The organism is Streptomyces sp. KL109B, assembly GCF_030766935.1.
Classification (GTDB): Bacteria; Actinomycetota; Actinomycetes; order Streptomycetales; family Streptomycetaceae; genus Streptomyces.
Genome location: NZ_JASERL010000007.1, coordinates 389,897 through 408,215 on the forward strand (window position 1 = coordinate 389,897; position 18,319 = coordinate 408,215).

Sequence of the window (18,319 nt, forward strand, 5' to 3'; positions counted from 1 at the left end):
CCAGGCGGTACGCCGGTGCTTCTGGTCCGCTTCCGGAGTCCGGCGACGAGGGAGTCCCCATGAGCGAAGTGGCAAGCAGGCGACGGCTGTTCCAACCGAGGGTGGCGGTCGCGGCCGTCTTCGGGACGACCGTCGAGTGGTACGACTTCGCGCTCTACGGCACGGCCGCGTCCCTGGTCTTCAACAAGCTGTACTTCCCCGACAGCGACCCGCTCGTCGGCACGATCCTCGCGTACGGCACCTTCGCCGTCGGCTTCCTCGCCCGGCCGCTCGGCGGCGCCTACTTCGGCGAGAAGGGCGACACCCGGGGCCGCAAGCAGGTCCTCGTGGCGACGCTGCTCCTGATGGGCCTCGCCACCACCGGGATCGGGCTGCTGCCGACGTACGGGCAGATTGGCGTGGCCGCGCCGCTGCTCCTGACGCTGCTGCGGTTCGTGCAGGGCTTCGCGGCGGGCGGCGAGAAGACCGGGGCGCTGATCATCCTGTTCGAGAACGCGCCGCCGAAGTGGCGCGGCCTGCTCACCTCGCTGCCCGCGATCGGCACGGGCACCGGCACCCTCCTGTCGACGGGCGTCTTCGCCCTGTGCACCGGGCTGCTGAGCGACGAGGCGTTCCTCGCGTGGGGGTGGCGGGTGCCGTTCCTGCTGAGCGCGGCGCTCACGCTGTTCGGCCTGTGGGTGCGCAAGTCGCTCGACGAGACCGCCGAGTTCAAGGCGGCCCAGGAGAGCGGCGCCCTGGACGCCGCCCGAGACCGCTCCGGCACCTGGCGCGAGCGGCTCGCCCGCACCCGGTTCATGGAGGCGTGGCGGCGCTACCCGAAGGCGATGCTGATCGTGATCGGGGCGGGCGCCGCGGAGAACGCCGGCTACTACGTCTTCGGCACCTTCTCCGTCGCGTACGCCGAGGACCGCGGCCTGTCGACCGCCGCGCTGCTCAGCGGGATCTCGATCGCCGCGGCCGTGAAGCTGGTGACGGTGCCCGTGTTCGGGGCGCTGTCGGACCGGGTCGGGCGGCGGCCCGTGTCGATCGGCGGGGCGCTGGTGCTGCTGCTCGCGGCCTGGCCGTTCTTCGTGATCGTCGACGGCGGCAACACCGCCCTGATCTGGCTGGCCCTGCTCGTCACGCTCGGGATCGGGCAGTCGGCGATCCTCGGCTCGCAGCCCGCGTTCTTCGCGGAGCTCTTCGACACGAAGGTGCGGTTCAGCGCGGTCGGTGTCGCCAACAACATCGGCACGGTGCTCACCGGCGGGCTCGCCCCGATGCTCGCGACGTCGCTGCTGCTCTGGTTCGACCACAACGTGGCGGGCGTCGTCGTCTTCATCGCGCTGATGAGCGGGCTCACGGCGGTGACGGTGGCGATGGCGCGCGAGACGCGGCACACGGGTCACGCCGACTCCGCCGCTACGGCGTCTCCTCCGTCACTTCCACCCCGGCCGACCTCCGGTTCCACGCCCGAGGCGCCCGCCAGTGGTAGCGCATCGCGAGGAGGCGCAGGACGAAGGCGGTGAGGACGGCGAGGGCGCTGGTGACGGCGTCCAGGGCGTCGAGGCGGATGCACAGGACGACGATCCCGGCGCCGACCATGGCGGGCACCGCGTACAGATCGCGGTCCCAGCGCACCAGCGAGGGCACCTCGTTGGCGATGATGTCGCGCAGCACACCGCCGCCGACCGCCGTGGCGAGGCCGAGCGCGGCGGAGGCGGTGAGCCCGAGCCCGTAGTCGTACGCCTTCGTCGTGCCCGTGACGCAGAACAGGCCGAGGCCCGCCGCGTCGAAGACGTTCACCGCCGTCTGGGTGCGCTCGACCTCCGGGTGCAGGAAGAAGACGAGCGCGGCGGCGACCAGCGGCGTCACGAAATAGCCGAGGTCGGTGAAGGCGGACGGGGGCACGGCGCCGATGACCAGGTCGCGGAACAGCCCTCCGCCCAGCGCGGTGACCTCGGCGAGCGCGGCGATCCCGAAGACGTCCCAGTTCTTGCGGACGGCCATCAGGGCGCCGGAGATCGCGAAGACGAAGATCCCGGTGAGGTCGAGCCAATGCTGGACGGAGGGCGTGAACAGTTCCTGGAGCACGGCGACATTGTTACCCGCCGCGTGCGCCCGCGGCCGTACTGGCCTACAGGCTGGGCTTGCCCGTCGTGAACAGCCAGGTGTCGAAGAGGTCGTCGAGCTGCTGCCCGGAGACCCGTTCGGCGAGGGCGATGAAGTCGGCCGTGTCGGCGTTGCCGTAGCGGTTCGCCTGCGCCCACTGCGGGAGCAGCTTGAAGAACGCCTTGTCGCCGATGCGCTCGCGCAGCATCTGGAGCGTCATCGCGCCGCGCTGGTAGACGGCGGAGGCGAACATCGTGTCGCGCTGCGGGTCACCGACCTTGACCTGCCAGAAGGTGGAGGTGGAGGGGCGGGAGTTGTAGGCGTTCAGGAAGGTGTCGTGGGCGGTGGCGGTGCCCTTGTGCTCGGCCCACAGCCACTGGGCGTACGTGGCGAAGCCCTCGTTGAGCCAGATGTCGTCCCACTGCGCGACCGAGACGGAGTCGCCGAACCACTGGTGGGCCAGCTCGTGCACGATCGTCGACTCGGAGCGGACGGCCGAGTAGATCGGCTTGGACTGGGTCTCCAGGGAGAAGCCGGCCTGCGGCATGTCGTCGACGATCGCGCCCGTCTCCTCGAAGGGGTACGGGCCGAAGACCTGCGACCAGTAGTCGGTGGCCTCGGCGGTCACCGCGTACACGTCGACGTTGTTGCTGCCCGCGAGGACCGGGTCGATGGCTACGTAGATGGGGGTGCCGCCCGGTGTGGTGCCGGTCTTCACGTCGAACTTGCCGATCGTGGCGGTCGCCAGATACGTCGCCATGGGCTTCGACTCGCGCCAGTGGTGGACGGTCTGCCGGCCCTTGTCGGTGTCGTACGTGTCGACTAGACGGCCGTTCGATACGCCGGTCAGGCCCTTCGGCGCCTTGATCCTGATGTCGTACGTGGCCTTGTCCGAGGGGTGGTCGCTGGACGGGAACCAGGTGGAGGCGGCGTTCGGCTCGCACGCCACGAAGACGCCGTCCGTGGTCTTCATCCAGCCGTAGTCGGAGCCGAAGACGATGGGCCCGCTGAGGGGTTCGGGGACACCGCCGTACGTGACCGTGGTGGTGAAGGTGTTGCCCTTGCGGATGGAGGCCTTCGGCGTGACGCGCAGCTCGTCGCCGCTGCGGGTGAAGTCGGCGGGTCTGCCGTCCACTTCGACCTTGGTGACGGTCAGCTTCTGCAGGTCGAGGTCGAAGGCGGAGAGGTTCTGGGTGGCGCGCGCGGTGAGGGTCGTGCGGCCGTCGAGGCGGTCGGTGTCCGGGTTGTACGCGACGTCGAGCGCGTAGTGCCGGGCGTCGTAGCCGCCGTTGCCGAGCTGCGGGAAGTACGGGTCGCCGATGCCGTCGGAGCCGGGGGTGGGGGCGGGGGCGGCGGCTATCAGGCAGAAGGAGGCGGCGGCTACGGTGAGCGCGGCCAGGCGTGCCGAACGGGAGAGTGCCATGGGGCGTCCCTTCGAACGGGTTCCGGTGTGACGGACAGCGGAACTCTGCCGCGACGAAGTGTGCGTGTACATGACCCTTTCGGGCCATGTACCCCCACCAAGCCCCTGCGGCGATTGAGCAGGCGGCTCCGCGGCCGACGCCACGGGGCTCTGCCCCGGACCCCGCTGCTCAATCGCCGCAGGGGCTTGATCACTCAAGCCCCGCCGGCGATTGAGGCGCGGGGTCCGGGGCAGAGCCCCGAGAGCGCAACCTTGGAGGGGCTGGTCAGTCCGTGATCAGGTCGATCGCGTCCTTGGCCTCGGCCAGAGGCTTCGTGTCGTCCGGGGCCTGGTCCGGCGCGTTCTCCGGGTGGTGGCAGGCCACTTGGTGGGCCGTGGCGAGCGGGACCAGCGGGGGCTCCTTCGTCTTGCAGATCTCCGTCGCCTTCCAGCACCGCGTGTGGAACCGGCACCCCGTGGGCGGGTCGATCGGCGACGGGACGTCACCGCGGAGCAGGATGCGCTCGCTCTTCGTGCCGCGCCGCTTCGGATCCGGCACCGGTACCGCCGACAGCAGCGCCTTCGTGTACGGGTGCATGGGCGTCGCGTACAGGTCGTCGCGGTCCGCCAACTCGACGATCTTGCCGAGGTACATGACCGCGATCCGGTCGGAGACGTGCCGGATGACCGACAGGTCGTGCGCGATGATCACGTACGTGAGGCCGAGCTCGTCCTGGAGGTCGTCGAGGAGGTTGACCACCTGGGCCTGGATGGAGACGTCGAGCGCCGACACCGGCTCGTCCGCGACCACGAGCTTCGGGCGGAGCGCCAACGCCCGCGCGATACCGATGCGTTGGCGCTGGCCGCCGGAGAACTCGTGCGGGTAGCGGTTGTAGTGCTCGGGGTTGAGGCCGACCTTCTCCAGGAGTTCCTGGACCGTCTTGCGCACGCCGCCCTCGGGCTTGACGCCCTGGAGCTGGAACGGCGCGCCGACGATGGTGCCGATGTTGTGGCGCGGGTTCAGGGACGAGTACGGGTCCTGGAAGATCATCTGGACGTCGCGGCGCAGCGGCCGCATACCGCCGGTGCCGAGGTGCGTGATGTCCTGGCCCTCGAACTCGACGCGCCCGTCCGTGGGTTCAAGGAGCCGCGTGATCAGGCGGCCCATCGTCGACTTTCCGCAGCCGGACTCGCCGACGACGCCGAGGGTCTCCCCCGCTCGCACGTCGAAGGAGATCCCGTCGACCGCCTGCACCGCGGCGACCTGCCGCTTGAGCAGCCCCTTGCGGATGGGGAAGTGCTTGACCAGGCCGTCGACCTTGAGCAGCGGCTCACCGGCCGCGGGGTCCGGGGAGGTCGTCGACTGCTGCGGGATCGTGGGAGGCGAGGAGGGCGTCATGTCGGTCTCAGGTCCTTTGGCGTCCGTCACAGCTTCGGCGCAATCTCTTCGTTCCAGATCCGCTCGCGCTCCTCGGCCGACATGTGGCAGGCCGAGAAGTGACCGGAGCCGACCTCGCGCAGTTCGGGGCGCTCGGTGCGGGTGATGTTGTCCTTGGGCACGTCCGCGTAGGGGCAGCGCGGGTTGAAGGCGCAGCCCTGCGGCAGATTGATGAGGCTGGGCGGGGAGCCCTTGACCGGGGTGAGCCGCTCGGACTGCTCCCGGTCGATGCGCGGCATAGAACCCAACAGGCCCCAGGTGTACGGGTGTTGGGGCGTGGTGAAGACCTGCTCCGCGGTGCCGCGCTCGACGCAGCGGCCGCCGTACATGACCAGCAGCTCGTCGGCCATCTCCGCGACGACACCCAGATCGTGCGTGATCATGATGACGGCGGAGCCGAACTCCTTCTGGAGATCGCGGATCAGGTCGAGGATCTGCGCCTGCACCGTCACGTCGAGCGCGGTCGTCGGCTCGTCCGCGATCAGCAGCTCCGGGTTGTTCACCAGCGCCATCGCGATCATCGCGCGCTGGCGCATGCCGCCGGAGAACTCGTGCGGGTAGGCGTCGACCCGCTTGTCCGGCTGCGGGATGCCGACCCGGTCGAGCATCTCGATGGCCCGCTTGCGCGCGACCTTCTTGTCGACGTCGTGGTGGACCCGGTACGCCTCCACGATCTGCCGGCCGATCGTGTAGTACGGGTGCAGGGCCGACAGCGGATCCTGGAAGATCATCGCCATGTCGCGGCCGCGCAGCTTGCGCACGGTGTCCTGGTCGGCGGTGAGCAACTCGGTGCCGTCCAGCCAGATCTCGCCGCTGATCTGCGCCTTGCGCCGGCCGTACTGCCCGGTGGTGTGCAGGCCGAGGATGCCGAGCGAGGTGACGGACTTGCCGGATCCGGACTCCCCGACGATGCCGAGGGTGCGGCCCTTCTCCAGCGTGAAGGAGAGCCCGTCGACGGACTTGACCAGGCCGTCGTCGGTCGGGAAGTGCACCTTGAGGTCGCGGACCTCGAGGAAGGAGGTAGGGGCGCCGGAAGCGGAGACGGGTTCCCCGACCGCAGCTCCGGACTTGTGCATCTCGGTCATCCCAGCCTCACTCGCGGGTCGATGACGGCGTACAGAAGGTCCACGACGAGGTTGGCGACGGCGATCGCGAGGGCCGCGACGAGCGTCACGCCGAGGATCACGGGCAGGTCCTTGTTGCTGATGGCCTGGACCGCCGCGAGGCCGAGGCCCGGCAGGTTGAACGTGGACTCGGTCAGCACGGCGCCGCCGAGCAGCACGCCGAGGTCGAGCCCGAAGACGGTGAGGATCGGCGTCATCGCGGAGCGCAGCGCGTGCCGGGTGATGACGGCCTGTTCGCCGAGGCCCTTGGAGCGCGCGGTGCGGATGTAGTCCTCGCCGAGGATCTCCAGCATCGTGGCGCGGGTGAGCCGGGCGTACATGGCGGCGTTGAGGAAGGCGAGCACGATCCACGGCAGGATCAGCGTCTCGAACCAGGTGCCGATCGAGTCCTCGGTGGAGAGCGAGTCCGCGATGTGCACCCAGCCCAGGGTGTGCACGAAGATCCCCATGGCGACCATGCCGGTGAAGAAGACCGGCAGGGAGACGCCGGCGAGGGCGGTGGTCATGGCGGCGCGGTCCCAGATCGTGCCGCGCTTGAGGGCGGAGACGACGCCGGTGGCGACGCCGCCGATCAGCCACAGCACGCAGGCGCCGAGGGCGAGCGCGCCGGTGACCGGGAGCGCGTCCTTGAGGGTGTTCCAGACGGGTTCCTCGGTACGGAAGGAGTACCCGAAGCAGGGCGCCGCGCAGTGGGTCACGTCACTGCCGTTGGCGTAGTCGCGCCCCATCGGGATGCCCTTGACGAAGTCCCAGAACTGGACGAGCAGTGGGTCGTTGAGCCCCAGCTTGATCCGGATCCCCGCGAGCTGCTCGGCGCCGGACGACTTGCCGGCGAAGAGCACGGCGATGTCCTGGCCCGCCCATTTGGGCAGCATGAAGAAGATGGTGAAGGTCGCGAGCAGCACGACGAGCACCATGATGACTACGGCGAACAGGCGCCGGATGAGATAAGCAAGCACTGTGCGCGGCCCGGCGGCGGCCGTCGGCTCCTTGTGGGGGCCCACGGCCGCCGCCCGGGGCCATCACCTGCCCTTCGGACTGGCGGGTTTCGGCGGCTGGGCGGGAAGGGGCCGGAAGACGGATCAACTCCGCCTTCCGGCACGGGTGTTACTTGACGACGCCCAGGGAGGCGTAGTCGTAGCGGCCGCTGTAGGCGTCGGCCATCATGGCGTTGGTGAGACGCGGGCCACGCCACGTGATGTTGTTCTCGTAGATGAACGGCATCCAGTCGGCCTCGTCGAGGATCCGCTTGTCGAGCTGCTTGTAGATCTCGCCGGCCTTGTCCGGGTCGGTCTCGGCGATGGCCTTGTCGAACAGCGCGTCGATCTTCGGGTCCTCGATCTGGGACTCGTTGTAGTTACCGGTCTCCGAGAGGAAGCGGCTGTCCCACAGCGGCTGGCCGAAGCCCTGTCCGGACGGGAAGTCCGGGCCCCAGCCGCTCATCGTCATGCCGTAGCCGCGGGCCTTGACGACCTTCGGCGAACCGGTGATCGAGGAGGTCTCGGCGCCGTCGAGGGAGTCCACCGAGAGCTTGATGCCGACCTTGCCGAGCTGCTCCTGCAGCGCCTCGGCGGTGTCGACCTCGCCCGGGTTGTTGTTACGGGCGGTGATCTTCGTGGAGAAGCCGTTCGGCTTGCCGCACTCCTTCAGCTCGGACTTGGCCTTGGCCACGTCCGGCTTGCCCTTGCGGGCGAGGATCCCGTACGGGTCGTAATCGCTGTGGCCCTTGATGGACTTCGGCAGGGTGGAGTTGGCGATGTCGCCGCCGGCCAGCTTGCCGCCGCGGGTCTGCTGGAGGCCCGCGAAGTCCGTCGCGTAGAACACGGCCTTGCGGCAGTGGACGTTGTCGAAGGGCTTGGCCTTGTGGACGAGGGCGACGTAGCGGACGAAGGAGGTCCGCATGTTGTCGACGCTGTCGCGGTGGTCCTGGACGGCGGTGACGCGACCCGACTGGGTCATGCCGGTGCCGTTCAGGTCGACGTCGTAATCGCCTTCCATCAGGCGCTTGTCGTTCTCCTCCAGGTTGGCGGAGATCGTCACGTCGATCTTGTTGGGCAGCGCGGCGCGGATCGGGTCGGAGGCCCGGTCCCACTTGTCGTTGCGTACAAGGACGATCTTCTTGTTGGCCTTGTACGACTGGAACTTGTACGGGCCGGCCGAGAACGGGTGCTGGGTGTACTTGGCCTTCGTGTCCTTCTCCATCTTGACCGGGGATCCGGTCGGCATGGCGAGGAACTGCTCGAAGTCACCGTTGGCCTTGGGCAGTTTGAAGACGACGGTCTTGTCGTCCGGCGTCTCGATCGACTTCAGGCCCAGCTTGTCCTTGGACTTGTCCTTGTACGGGCCCTTGTACTCGCCCTTGGGGTCCAGGTTCTGCTTCAGGTACTGCGGGCCGCCGGTGATGGTGTCGGTCGCCCAGATGCGCTCGATGCCGTACTTGACGTCCTTGGAGGTGATCGGCGAGCCGTCCTCCCACGTGATGCCGTCCCGCAGGTGGTACGTGTACGTCTTGCCGTCGTCGGAGATCGTGGCCTTGGACTTGGCGAGGTCGCCGACGAGTTCGTTGGAGGCGGCACCCGGCTTGGGCGCGTACGTCACCAGTTGGCGCGTGTAGAACCGCATGAAGTCCCACGACATGCCGTAGTAGGCGCGCTGCGGGTCGGCGGAGTCGAGGTCCTGCTTGCCGACCATGCGCAGCGTGCCTCCCTTCTTCTTCGAAGGGTTGGCGATCTTGTTGTACGCGGCGTCGTAACCGGCGCCCTTCGACGAGTTGTTGGAGTCGTCGTCTCCACCGCCACCGCACGCCGTGGTCGACACCAGCGCTGCGACCACGAGGGCGGCGCCGGCGGCGAGCCGTCGTTTCGAGGAACCTGTGGGCATTTTCTCGTAACCTCCGAGATCGCGGTCCCGGACACCTGCCGGAGAACCATGGAGTCAAGCCACCTGACGGTGCTGCAGGGGCAGTTCGGTGAAAGCCAGTTGGACTTGTGAGGTGCGCCGCGCGCGGCGTTACCGAGTGCCCTTCGGGTCGAGGGCGTCGCGCAGCCCGTCGCCGAAGAGGTTGAACGCGAGGACGGTGATGAAGATCGTGACGCCCGGGAAGACCATGAACATCGGGTCGTGCTCGTACGTCTCCAGGGCGTCGCGGAGCATGCCGCCCCAGGAGGCCGTGGGCGGCCGGACACCCGCGCCGAGGAAGCTGAGCGCCGCCTCCGTGAGGATGTTGGTCGGGATCATCAGCGTCATGTAGACGACGATGGGCGCGACCAGGTTCGGCAGCAGTTCACGGAACAGGATGTGCCGGGAGCCACCGCCCAACGACCGTGCCGCTTCGACGTATTCACGCTCCCGCAGGGAGAGCGTCTGCCCTCTGACGATGCGTCCGATGTACGGCCAGCCGAAGAACCCGATGACCAGGACGAGCACGGCGATGCGCACCCCGCTGCCGGTCAGGCCGAGCAGGTCGTCCGGGAGCACGGAGACCAGGGAGATGATGAACAGCAGCTGCGGGAAGGAGAGCAGCACGTCCATCACGCGGCTGATCACCGCGTCGATCCAGCCGCCGAAGTAGCCGGCGATGATGCCGAACAGGGTGCCGAGGGCGACGGCGACGATCGCCGCGAGGAACGCGACGAGCAGCGAGATCCGGGCGCCGTAGACGATGCGGCTGAAGATGTCGCGGCCCTTGTTCGGTTCGAGGCCGAACAGGAAGTCGCCGCTGACGCCGCCGAGCGCGCCCTGCGGCAGGTTCGTCAGCGGGTCGAGCTTGTCCTGGTGGAACTCGTTCGGCGGGTGGCCGAGCAGACTGACGATGAGCGGCGCGAAGACCGCGACCAGGACCAGGAAGACGACAACGATGCCACCGCCGAGGGCGACCTTGTCGCGCTTGAGCCGGTTCCAGGCGATCTGCTTGAGCGACCGGCCCTCGACCTTGCGGTCGCCGTCTCCCTTGGCGGACTCGACCGGGGCGCTCGGTTCCGCTTCCGCGCTCGTGTCGTGCAATGGTGCCGTCATCGTGGCAGGGACCCCTCTCAACCGGCGGTGACCGGCCCGCACTTGCCGCTGTGGCGGCGTGGTTCAGTCCGTCGTACACAGAGGCGAAGCCCCCTTGGAGCGGGAGTCTTCAACCTGGGCGCGATCTGTTGCCAGACTTGGCGGCGAAAGGATGCCTAACCGTGATGCTTGCTGGGGTGTTCCGTTATCCGGACTGGGGTGAACGGGAGGCGGACGGCGGGCAGTTGGGGCGTAATGGGTCTTTACCAAGCCCGTCCGGCGATTGGGGACATCTGTTTCAGTACGTCGCGCCGTACGGCGGCGGGTAGCCGTAGCCACCGCCCGCCGGGGCCGGAGGCGCCGCATGGGCCTCGCGGTCGTAGAACGGACGGGCCTGGCGCAGCCACATGGCCACCGGGTCGTACTCGTCCGACATCGCCACGGTCGAGACCGGAAGGCCCTCCGGCACCGCGGGGATGGACTGCTGCATCATCGCGCGGACCGCGTCCACGGAGGCCGGGGACGTGTCGTAGACGTCAAGGCCGATGGCCAGGTAGGGCGCGCCCAGCGTCGGCTGCACCCAGGCGCGGCGCAGCGAGCGGATCGCCGTCGTGCGGTGCGCGTTCTGCGTCAACACGGCGTAGAACTGGGGGATTTCGATGGTCGGCTCGGAGAGCCGCAGGGGGCCGGCCGGCTGGCGGTCCAGGCCGCCCGCGATGCGCCGCAGGTCGAGCCACGGGACACCGACGCCGCCGCCCGGCGCGTGCGGGTTCAGCCAGAGCCCGTAATGGTCCGGGTACAGCGTGCGCGCCGCGTCGACGCCGCTCACCACCTCGTACGCCCGCGACCAGCCGGAGGCGGAGAGCTCCTGCGCGGAGGTGACGCAGGGGGCGTACGAGAAGCCGTCCACCTCCATGTTCCCGTACTGGGCGTCCGGGGATCCGGCCTGGCCGTGCCAGAGCAGCATCCAGACCTGGCCGGCCGCGGGATCTGCGAGGGCCTTGAGGAGCGCCTCGTACGCGTCGTAGCGTCCCGGCGTCACCTGGCGCAGCATGTGCTCGACCTGTCCGGCCGCGGCCGTGCCCGACGCACTCACCCGTAACCGCCCCTTCGGCTCTTCGACTCTCAAAACGTCCGTGTTCCGCACGTGGCCGGAAAGCGAACCGCCGACCGGTCACGTCATGAAACCAGCTTAAGCGGCGATACTGACACCGACTTGACGGACGTCGTCACCCTTGCCGTACGTAGAACGGCCGTACGTGCGTGCGCAGCCAGTCCGCGACCGGGTCCTGCGTCACATCCAGGAACACGAGGTTGACCGGCCAGGCCACCGGCGCCCGGCCCAGCGCCCGCCCCAGCGCGTCCAGCGGAAGGTCGCGGGCGGGCCCGGTGGCGCCCCCGCCGTCCGTCAGCTCCACCCCGATGAACAGCGAAGGCTCCGCGTCCTCCACGGCCGCGAGGCAGCGCCGTGCGCTCAGCACCGTGCCGAGCGCCTCGAACTCCTCGCGCACCGCGGCCAGGAAGTCCACCGGGTCGACCTGCCAGTCGGGCTCGCTCAGCACCACGCGGCCACCCGTCGCGGGCCCGTCGAGCGGCGTGCGCCCGCTGCGGGCCAGCTCCGCCACGGCCGGCGGGGGCAGCGGCACGCCGACCGTGCCGTCCGGGTTCACGGCGATGCCGACCTGCGGCGGAAGCCCGCGCGCGAACTCCACGGCAGGCGCCACCGTGCAGTCCATCCGGCCACCGGTGACCGCCATGAACTGCTGCTCGGAGCTGAACACGGGAACGTAGGCCTGGCCCTGGATCTCCAGGGTCGGCAGGTCGAGGTCCCGGCTGGCGTTCGAGCCGCCCTTGGGCAGCGGGATCCACACGTGACTGCGGCCGAGGGCCTCCACGATCCGGCCGCCCGCCGCGGCGCCCGCCTCCTGGCCGAGGGCCGCGGCGAGGATCTCCTCCAGCTCGTTCGCGGGCCAGCCCTGCGCGGGGTGGGCGTACGCGCCCTCGTGCCCCTGCGCGTGGCCGTGCCCCGGCTCGGGGGTCCCTGGGAACTCCATGACTGCCATCAAACCTTTGCTGCTCTGTGCTGCTGTGTGACCGCTGCGTGTGACCGCTGCTGTGTGACCGCTGCTGCGCGCGCCCGACGATAGCGCGTGCACCCGAATGGACACGGAGCGGCTCCGTCTGTTTGCGGAGGGTGGTCGCGGCTTCGAGGGTGGCGATACGGGAGCGCTCCCCCGATACCGGGGCGCTCCACGACCGAAAGGACCCGCATGAAGCTCTCCAAGGCCGCCTCCGTCGCCGTCGGCTCCGCCCTCTGCGGCTCGCTGCTGCTCGGCACCGCAGGCCCGGCGCTCGCCTCCGGCGCCGAACCGGACACCTCCCTGCCGACCGCCGCCACCACGCGCATGTACGCGGACGTCAACGCCCTGTACGACGCCGTGAACCGGTACACCGCGCAGCCGTACGGCGATCCGGCCGAGGTGCTCGCGGCGCTCGACCGGGTGCTCGCCGATCCGGCCCCGGGCCAGCCGGTGGACGGCAAGGACCAAGTGGCGAAGCTCAAGGCGGAGTTGAAGACCGAGATCGACGCCTTGGTGAGCGCGGCGAGCAAGGGCGACCTGTCGGCGACGGTCTCGAAGTTGCAGGCGGTGCCGCAGCTCGCGGTGGAGCTGCTGGTCACCGTGAGCCTCGGCAAGCTCGCGGACGAGATGAAGCTCCCCGACGCACCCAAGACACCGAAGGTGCCCAAGGCATCCAAGGACGCCGCCGCCATGCCGAAGCTGCCCGAGCTGCCGAAGGCCCCCTCCAACGGCTGACCGCTCCCCCGCGCGGCGATCACTCGCTGAACGTGATGCCTCCCAGCGCCTCCGTCGCCGCGCGGTCGAGCAGCACCGCCGACTCCATCCCGGCCGGCAGGTCCCCCCGCTCCGTCGAGGAGACGAGCGCGCCGACCGCCCGGCGGTGGCGGGCGAAGGCGTACCGGGACACCCCGCGGCCGCGGCTGCGCTGCCCTTCGAGGGCGGTGTCCTCCGGCACGTCGAGCAGCATCAGGTGGACGGCGGCCCCGCGCCGCCGCGCCGTGCGGGTCACCCAGCGGCGCACCCACGCCTGCGTACCGCAGTCGTGCACGACGACGCTGGCGCCCGAGCGCATCGCCCGCCGCAGACCCGCGTAGTGCGCGACGCGGACGAGCGGGCGGTACAGCGCGTACGGCAAAAAGCGCGGCATCCGCGCGGCCCAGCGCTCGCGGGTGTCCTGCGAGTCGATCCGGATCTCCGTGACGGCCCGCCGCATCAGCGTCGACTTGCCGCTGCCCGGCAGGCCCGAGATCACGACGAGGTCGCCCGCCCCGAAGAACAGCCTGTGCGGGGTGTGTCCGCGGCGCCCGCGCAGGTCGCGCACCGAGCGCTGCCGCGGAATCCGCACCCCCGCCAACGCCCCCGCGTATACGCCTGCCACAGCCTTCTGCACCGCGATCGTCCTCCCCGCTCCGGTCACGCCACTCTTGCCCGCCAAGTGTAAAGAGAAGGTAATGCCGTACAAGCTGTTTCCCTGTTCCCCCGGCATGCAATGATGTGCGCGCCAAGCCCACACAACCTCATACCGGCCGCTCGAATCCGCGCGGGAGAGTTCCGGGGACCTACGGGTTCGCGGACGCCGAAGGAGCAAGTTCCTCCCTTGAATCTCTCAGGCCCCGTACCGCGCGGGCGAGGCAGATCTGAAAAGCGGGCCACCGTTGACGTACGGCGGCCCCACCCAAGGTGCAAGCCCTCTCGGGGCGAACCTCTCAGGTTCCGATGACAGATGGGGAGGAAACTTCACCATCGCCGTCATGCCACGGGAGCACCGCTGATGACTCGCACCACCGCACTGGACGCCCTGCATCGTTCGCTCGGCGCGACGATGACCGACTTCGCCGGCTGGGACATGCCGCTGCGCTACGCCAGTGAGCGCGACGAGCACAACGCCGTGCGCACGGCGGCGGGCCTCTTCGACCTGTCGCACATGGGCGAGATCACGGTGACCGGGCCGCAGGCCGTGGACCTGCTGAACCGCTCCCTCGTCGGCAACATCGGCTCCGTGGGCCCCGGCCGTGCCCGCTACACCATGATCTGCCGCGAGGACGGCGGCATCCTCGACGACCTGATCGTGTACCGGCTCGGCGAGACCGAGTTCATGGTGGTCGCGAACGCGGGCAACGCGCAGGTCGTCCTCGACGCCCTCACCGAGCGCGCCGCCGGCTTCGACGCCGTCGTCCGCGACGACCGCGAGGCGTACGCGCTGCTCGCCGTGCAGGGCCCGAACTCCGCGGCGATCGTGAAGTCCGTCACGGACGCGGACCTGGAAGGACTCAAGTACTACGCGGGTCTGCCCGGCACCGTCGCCGGTGTGCGGGCGCTCATCGCGCGCACCGGCTACACCGGCGAGGACGGCTTCGAGCTGTTCGTCTCCCCCGCCGACGCCGAGAAGCTGTGGCAGGCGCTGACCGAGGCGGGCGCCGCGCACGGGCTCGTGCCCTGCGGCCTGTCCTGCCGGGACACGCTGCGCCTGGAGGCCGGCATGCCGCTGTACGGGCACGAGCTGAGCACCTCCCTCACCCCCTTCGACGCCGGTCTGGGCCGGGTCGTGAAGTTCGAGAAGACCTCGCACGGGGACGACTTCGTGGGCCACGACGCGCTGAAGGAGGCCGCGGCGAAGGCCGAGGCCAACCCGCCGCGCAAGCTCGTCGGCCTGATCGCCGAAGGCCGCCGCGTGCCGCGCGCCGGGATGTCGGTCGTCGCCGACGGCAAGGTGATCGGCGAGGTCACCTCCGGCGCCCCGTCGCCGACGCTGGGCAAGCCGATCGCGATGGCGTACGTGGACGCCGCGCACGCGGAGCCGGGTACGGCGGGCGTCGGGGTCGACATCCGCGGCACGCACGAGCCGTACGAGGTCGTCGCCCTGCCGTTCTACAAGCGCCAGAAGTGAGCCGCGCCCGTCCGGGCGCCCCCTCTGTCACCAGCACCTTCCCGCGTACAGGAGAATTCGCATCATGAGCAACCCCCAGCAGCTGCGTTACAGCAAGGAGCACGAGTGGCTCTCGGCCGTCGAGGACGGCGTCGCCACCGTGGGCATCACGGAGCACGCCGCCAACGCGCTCGGTGACATCGTGTTCGTCCAGCTTCCCGAGGTCGGGGACACCGCCACCGCGGGCGAGACCTGCGGCGAGCTGGAGTCCACGAAGTCGGTCTCCGACCTGTACTCCCCCGTCACCGGCGAGGTCACCGAGATCAACCAGGACGTCGTCGACGACCCGGCGCTCGTCAACTCGGCCCCGTTCGAGGGCGGTTGGCTGTTCAAGGTCCGCCTCGCCGAGGAGCCGAAGGACCTGCTCTCCGCCGACGAGTACACCGAGTTCTCCGGGAGCTGACCCCTCTGATGACCGACAAGAACGTACTGAACGAGTCCCTGCACGAGCTCGACCCCGAGGTCGCCGTCGCGGTCGACGCCGAGCTGAAGCGCCAGCAGTCGACCCTCGAAATGATCGCGTCGGAGAACTTCGCCCCGGCCGCCGTCATGGAGGCCCAGGGCTCGGTCCTCACCAACAAGTACGCGGAGGGCTACCCCGGCCGCCGCTACTACGGCGGCTGCGAGCACGTCGACGTCACCGAGCAGATCGCCATCGACCGCGTGAAGGCGCTGTTCGGCGCCGAGTACGCGAACGTGCAGCCGCACTCGGGCGCCTCCGCGAACCAGGCCGCCCTCTTCGCCATCGCCAAGCCGGGCGACACGATCCTCGGCCTGGACCTGGCGCACGGCGGCCACCTCACGCACGGCATGCGCCTGAACTTCTCCGGCAAGCAGTTCAACGTCGTGCCGTACCACGTGGACGACGCGGGCCTGGTCGACATGGCCGAGGTCGAGCGCCTCGCCAAGGAGCACCGCCCGAAGGTGATCATCGCGGGCTGGTCCGCCTACCCGCGCCAGCTGGACTTCGCCGAGTTCCGTCGCATCGCCGACGAGGTCGAGGCGTACCTCTGGGTCGACATGGCGCACTTCGCGGGCCTCGTGGCCGCGGGCCTGCACCCGAACCCGGTCCCGCACGCCGACGTCGTCACGTCCACGACGCACAAGACGCTCGGCGGCCCGCGCGGCGGCATCATCCTCGCCCGCAACAAGGACTTCGCGAAGAAGCTGAACTCGGCGGTCTTCCCGGGCTTCCAGGGCGGCCCCCTGGAGCACGTGATCGCGGCCAAGGCGGTCTCCTTCAAGGTCGCGGCTTCGGACGACTTCAAGGAGCGCCAGGCCCGCACGATCGAGGGCGCCCAGATCCTCGCCGAGCGCCTGACCACCCCGGAGTCCCGCGCGGCGGGCGTGAACGTCCTGTCCGGCGGCACCGACGTGCACCTGGTCCTCGTCGACCTGCGCGACTCCGAGCTCGACGGCCAGCAGGCCGAGGACCGGCTCCACGAGGTCGGCATCACGGTCAACCGCAACGCGGTCCCGAACGACCCGCGCCCGCCGATGGTCACCTCCGGCCTCCGCATCGGCACCCCGGCCCTCGCCACCCGCGGCTTCACCGCCGAGGACTTCCGCGAGGTCGCCGACGTGATCGCGCTCGCGCTTCAGCCGTCGTACGACGCCGAGGCGCTGGGGGCCCGGGTGACCGCCCTGGCCGACAAGCACCCGCTGTACCCGAACCTCGGGAAGTAACACACAGCGGGCCTGCCCCTGGGGCACCGCGCACACTGGAGTGTGCACGGTGCCCCGCACCATGTACGTACCGTCCTTCCCTCCGGAGGAGTCCCGTGGCCATCTCGGTCTTCGACCTGTTCTCGATCGGCATCGGCCCGTCCAGCTCGCACACGGTCGGCCCGATGCGCGCGGCCCGCATGTTCGCGCGGCGCCTCAAGAACGAGGGCCTGCTGGCCCACACCGCTTCCATACACGCCGAGCTGTACGGCTCCCTGGGCGCGACCGGCCACGGACACGGCACGCCGAAGGCGGTACTGCTCGGCCTGGAGGGCGAGTCCCCGCGCACCGTCGACGTCGAGACGGCCGACGAGCGCGTGGAAGCGATCAAGGAATCCGGCCGCCTGAACCTCCTCGGCGCGCACGAGATCCCCTTCTCGTACGACGACGATCTGATCCTGCACCGCCGCAAGGCCCTCCCGTACCACGCCAACGGCATGACGATCTGGGCCTACGACGCCGACGGCAAGGAACTGCTCACCAAGACGTACTACTCGGTGGGCGGCGGCTTCGTGGTCGACGAGACCGTGCTTTCTCAAGAGGGCGTGGCGGGCGAGAACCCGATCGTCCCCGACGACACCGCCCTCAAGTACCCCTTCCGCACCGGCGACGAGCTGCTCCGCCTCACGCAGGAGACCGGCCTTTCCATCCCGGCGCTGATGCTGGAGAACGAGAAGGCGTGGCGCACGGAGGACGAGATCCGTTCCGGGCTGCTCGACATCTGGCACGTCATGCAGTCCTGCGTCTCGCGCGGCATGTCCCGCGAGGGCATCCTGCCCGGCGGCCTCAAGGTCCGCCGTCGCGCGGCCGGTTCGGCCCGCAAGCTGCGCGCCGAGGGCGACCCCGTGGCGCACGCCATGGAGTGGATCACCCTCTACGCGATGGCCGTGAACGAGGAGAACGCGGCGGGCGGCCGCGTCGTCACGGCCCCCACGAACGGCGCGGCCGGCATCATCCCCGCCGTCCTGCACTACTACGTGAACTTCGTGCCGGGAGCCGACGAGGACGGAGTGATCCGCCTCCTGCTCACCGCGGGCGCGATCGGCATGCTCTTCAAGGAGAACGCCTCGATCTCCGGCGCCGAGGTCGGCTGCCAGGGCGAGGTCGGCTCGGCCTGCTCGATGGCGGCGGGCGCGCTCGCGGAGGCCCTCGGCGGCAGCCCCGAGCAGGTCGAGAACGCGGCCGAGATCGGCATGGAGCACAACCTCGGCCTCACCTGCGACCCCGTCGGCGGCCTCGTCCAGATCCCCTGCATCGAGCGCAACGGCATGGCGGCGGTCAAGGCCGTCACGGCGGCCAAGATGGCGCTGCGCGGCGACGGCTCGCACAAGGTGTCCCTGGACAAGGTCATCAAGACGATGCGGGACACGGGCGCGGACATGTCGGTGAAGTACAAGGAGACGGCGCGGGGCGGGCTCGCGGTGAACATCATCGAGTGCTAGGCGGAGGGCCCTGACCAGCGCGCTCGCATCTTTCGGCGCTCCCTGAGGAAGGGGCTCTTGACCTGCAGGTTTGCGGTACGCGATCAACACCGGATGC

Annotated in this window: 16 protein-coding genes and 1 riboswitch; of the genes, 6 read left to right on the forward strand and 10 right to left on the reverse strand. The window is 69.8% G+C overall.

What is annotated here, in order from left to right; all coding sequences use genetic code 11:
- Window positions 1–59 precede the first annotated feature (59 nt).
- Window positions 60–1,508, forward strand: coding sequence for an MFS transporter (locus RBJ65_RS25390; RefSeq protein ID WP_306318851.1), 1,449 nt, complete (start codon window positions 60–62; stop codon window positions 1,506–1,508).
- Here RBJ65_RS25390 and RBJ65_RS25395 read toward each other — a convergent pair.
- The 9 genes from RBJ65_RS25395 to RBJ65_RS25435 all read right to left on the reverse strand — a co-directional run bounded on the left by RBJ65_RS25395 (window position 1,402) and on the right by RBJ65_RS25435 (window position 12,102).
- Window positions 1,402–2,073: a trimeric intracellular cation channel family protein gene (locus RBJ65_RS25395; RefSeq protein ID WP_306318852.1), complete on the reverse strand. Its 672-nt coding sequence runs from the start codon at window positions 2,071–2,073 to the stop codon at window positions 1,402–1,404. The two genes, RBJ65_RS25390 and RBJ65_RS25395, sit on opposite strands and share 107 nt — an antisense overlap.
- Window positions 2,074–2,116: 43 nt before the next feature.
- Complete coding sequence (locus RBJ65_RS25400) at window positions 2,117–3,514, reverse strand: M1 family metallopeptidase (protein ID WP_306318853.1); 1,398 nt, start codon at window positions 3,512–3,514, stop codon at window positions 2,117–2,119.
- Between the two features lie 265 nt (window positions 3,515–3,779).
- Entirely contained in the window at window positions 3,780–4,892 is a 1,113-nt protein-coding gene (locus tag RBJ65_RS25405; protein WP_306318854.1) for an ABC transporter ATP-binding protein, read from the reverse strand.
- Between the two features lie 26 nt (window positions 4,893–4,918).
- A complete protein-coding gene (locus RBJ65_RS25410) occupies window positions 4,919–6,016 on the reverse strand; it encodes an ABC transporter ATP-binding protein (RefSeq protein WP_306318855.1) in 1,098 nt (365 codons plus the stop codon).
- Window positions 6,013–7,014 carry an ABC transporter permease gene (locus RBJ65_RS25415; protein WP_306318921.1) on the reverse strand — a complete coding sequence of 334 codons (1,002 nt, stop codon included), beginning with the start codon at window positions 7,012–7,014 and terminating at the stop codon, window positions 6,013–6,015. The genes RBJ65_RS25410 and RBJ65_RS25415 overlap by 4 nt, the downstream gene beginning before the upstream one ends.
- 148 nt (window positions 7,015–7,162) lie before the next feature.
- Window positions 7,163–8,935, reverse strand: coding sequence for an ABC transporter substrate-binding protein (locus tag RBJ65_RS25420; protein ID WP_306318856.1), 1,773 nt, complete (start codon window positions 8,933–8,935; stop codon window positions 7,163–7,165).
- A 129-nt stretch (window positions 8,936–9,064) separates the two neighbouring features.
- Window positions 9,065–10,069 (reverse strand): ABC transporter permease, encoded by a 1,005-nt coding sequence (locus RBJ65_RS25425; protein ID WP_306318857.1) that lies wholly within the window; start codon window positions 10,067–10,069, stop codon window positions 9,065–9,067.
- A gap of 277 nt (window positions 10,070–10,346) precedes the next feature.
- Window positions 10,347–11,144 carry an enhanced serine sensitivity protein SseB C-terminal domain-containing protein gene (locus RBJ65_RS25430; protein WP_306318858.1) on the reverse strand — a complete coding sequence of 266 codons (798 nt, stop codon included), beginning with the start codon at window positions 11,142–11,144 and terminating at the stop codon, window positions 10,347–10,349.
- A 133-nt stretch (window positions 11,145–11,277) separates the two neighbouring features.
- Window positions 11,278–12,102 carry an enhanced serine sensitivity protein SseB gene (locus RBJ65_RS25435; RefSeq protein ID WP_306318859.1) on the reverse strand — a complete coding sequence of 275 codons (825 nt, stop codon included), beginning with the start codon at window positions 12,100–12,102 and terminating at the stop codon, window positions 11,278–11,280.
- Window positions 12,103–12,318: 216 nt separating this feature from the next.
- Here RBJ65_RS25435 and RBJ65_RS25440 point away from each other — a divergent pair, with 216 nt between their 5' ends.
- Window positions 12,319–12,864, forward strand: a complete 546-nt coding sequence (locus RBJ65_RS25440; RefSeq protein ID WP_306318860.1) for a hypothetical protein — start codon at window positions 12,319–12,321, stop codon at window positions 12,862–12,864.
- A gap of 19 nt (window positions 12,865–12,883) precedes the next feature.
- Here RBJ65_RS25440 and RBJ65_RS25445 read toward each other — a convergent pair whose 3' ends face one another.
- On the reverse strand, window positions 12,884–13,525 hold the full coding sequence (locus RBJ65_RS25445; protein WP_372341270.1) for an AAA family ATPase: 642 nt from the start codon (window positions 13,523–13,525) through the stop codon (window positions 12,884–12,886).
- Between the two features lie 135 nt (window positions 13,526–13,660).
- A riboswitch (glycine riboswitch) is annotated at window positions 13,661–13,760 on the forward strand.
- A gap of 140 nt (window positions 13,761–13,900) precedes the next feature.
- Here RBJ65_RS25445 and gcvT point away from each other — a divergent pair.
- The 4 genes from gcvT (at window position 13,901) to RBJ65_RS25465 (ending at window position 18,222) form a co-directional block, all read left to right on the forward strand.
- Window positions 13,901–15,016, forward strand: a complete 1,116-nt coding sequence (gene gcvT, locus RBJ65_RS25450) for a glycine cleavage system aminomethyltransferase GcvT (protein WP_306318861.1) — start codon at window positions 13,901–13,903, stop codon at window positions 15,014–15,016.
- Window positions 15,017–15,080: 64 nt separating this feature from the next.
- Window positions 15,081–15,458 (forward strand): glycine cleavage system protein GcvH, encoded by a 378-nt coding sequence (gene gcvH, locus RBJ65_RS25455; protein ID WP_306318862.1) that lies wholly within the window; start codon window positions 15,081–15,083, stop codon window positions 15,456–15,458.
- A gap of 8 nt (window positions 15,459–15,466) precedes the next feature.
- Entirely contained in the window at window positions 15,467–16,741 is a 1,275-nt protein-coding gene (gene glyA, locus RBJ65_RS25460) for a serine hydroxymethyltransferase (RefSeq protein ID WP_306318863.1), read from the forward strand.
- Window positions 16,742–16,836: 95 nt separating this feature from the next.
- Window positions 16,837–18,222, forward strand: coding sequence for an L-serine ammonia-lyase (locus RBJ65_RS25465; RefSeq protein ID WP_306318864.1), 1,386 nt, complete (start codon window positions 16,837–16,839; stop codon window positions 18,220–18,222).
- The last annotated feature ends 97 nt before the right edge of the window (window positions 18,223–18,319 follow it).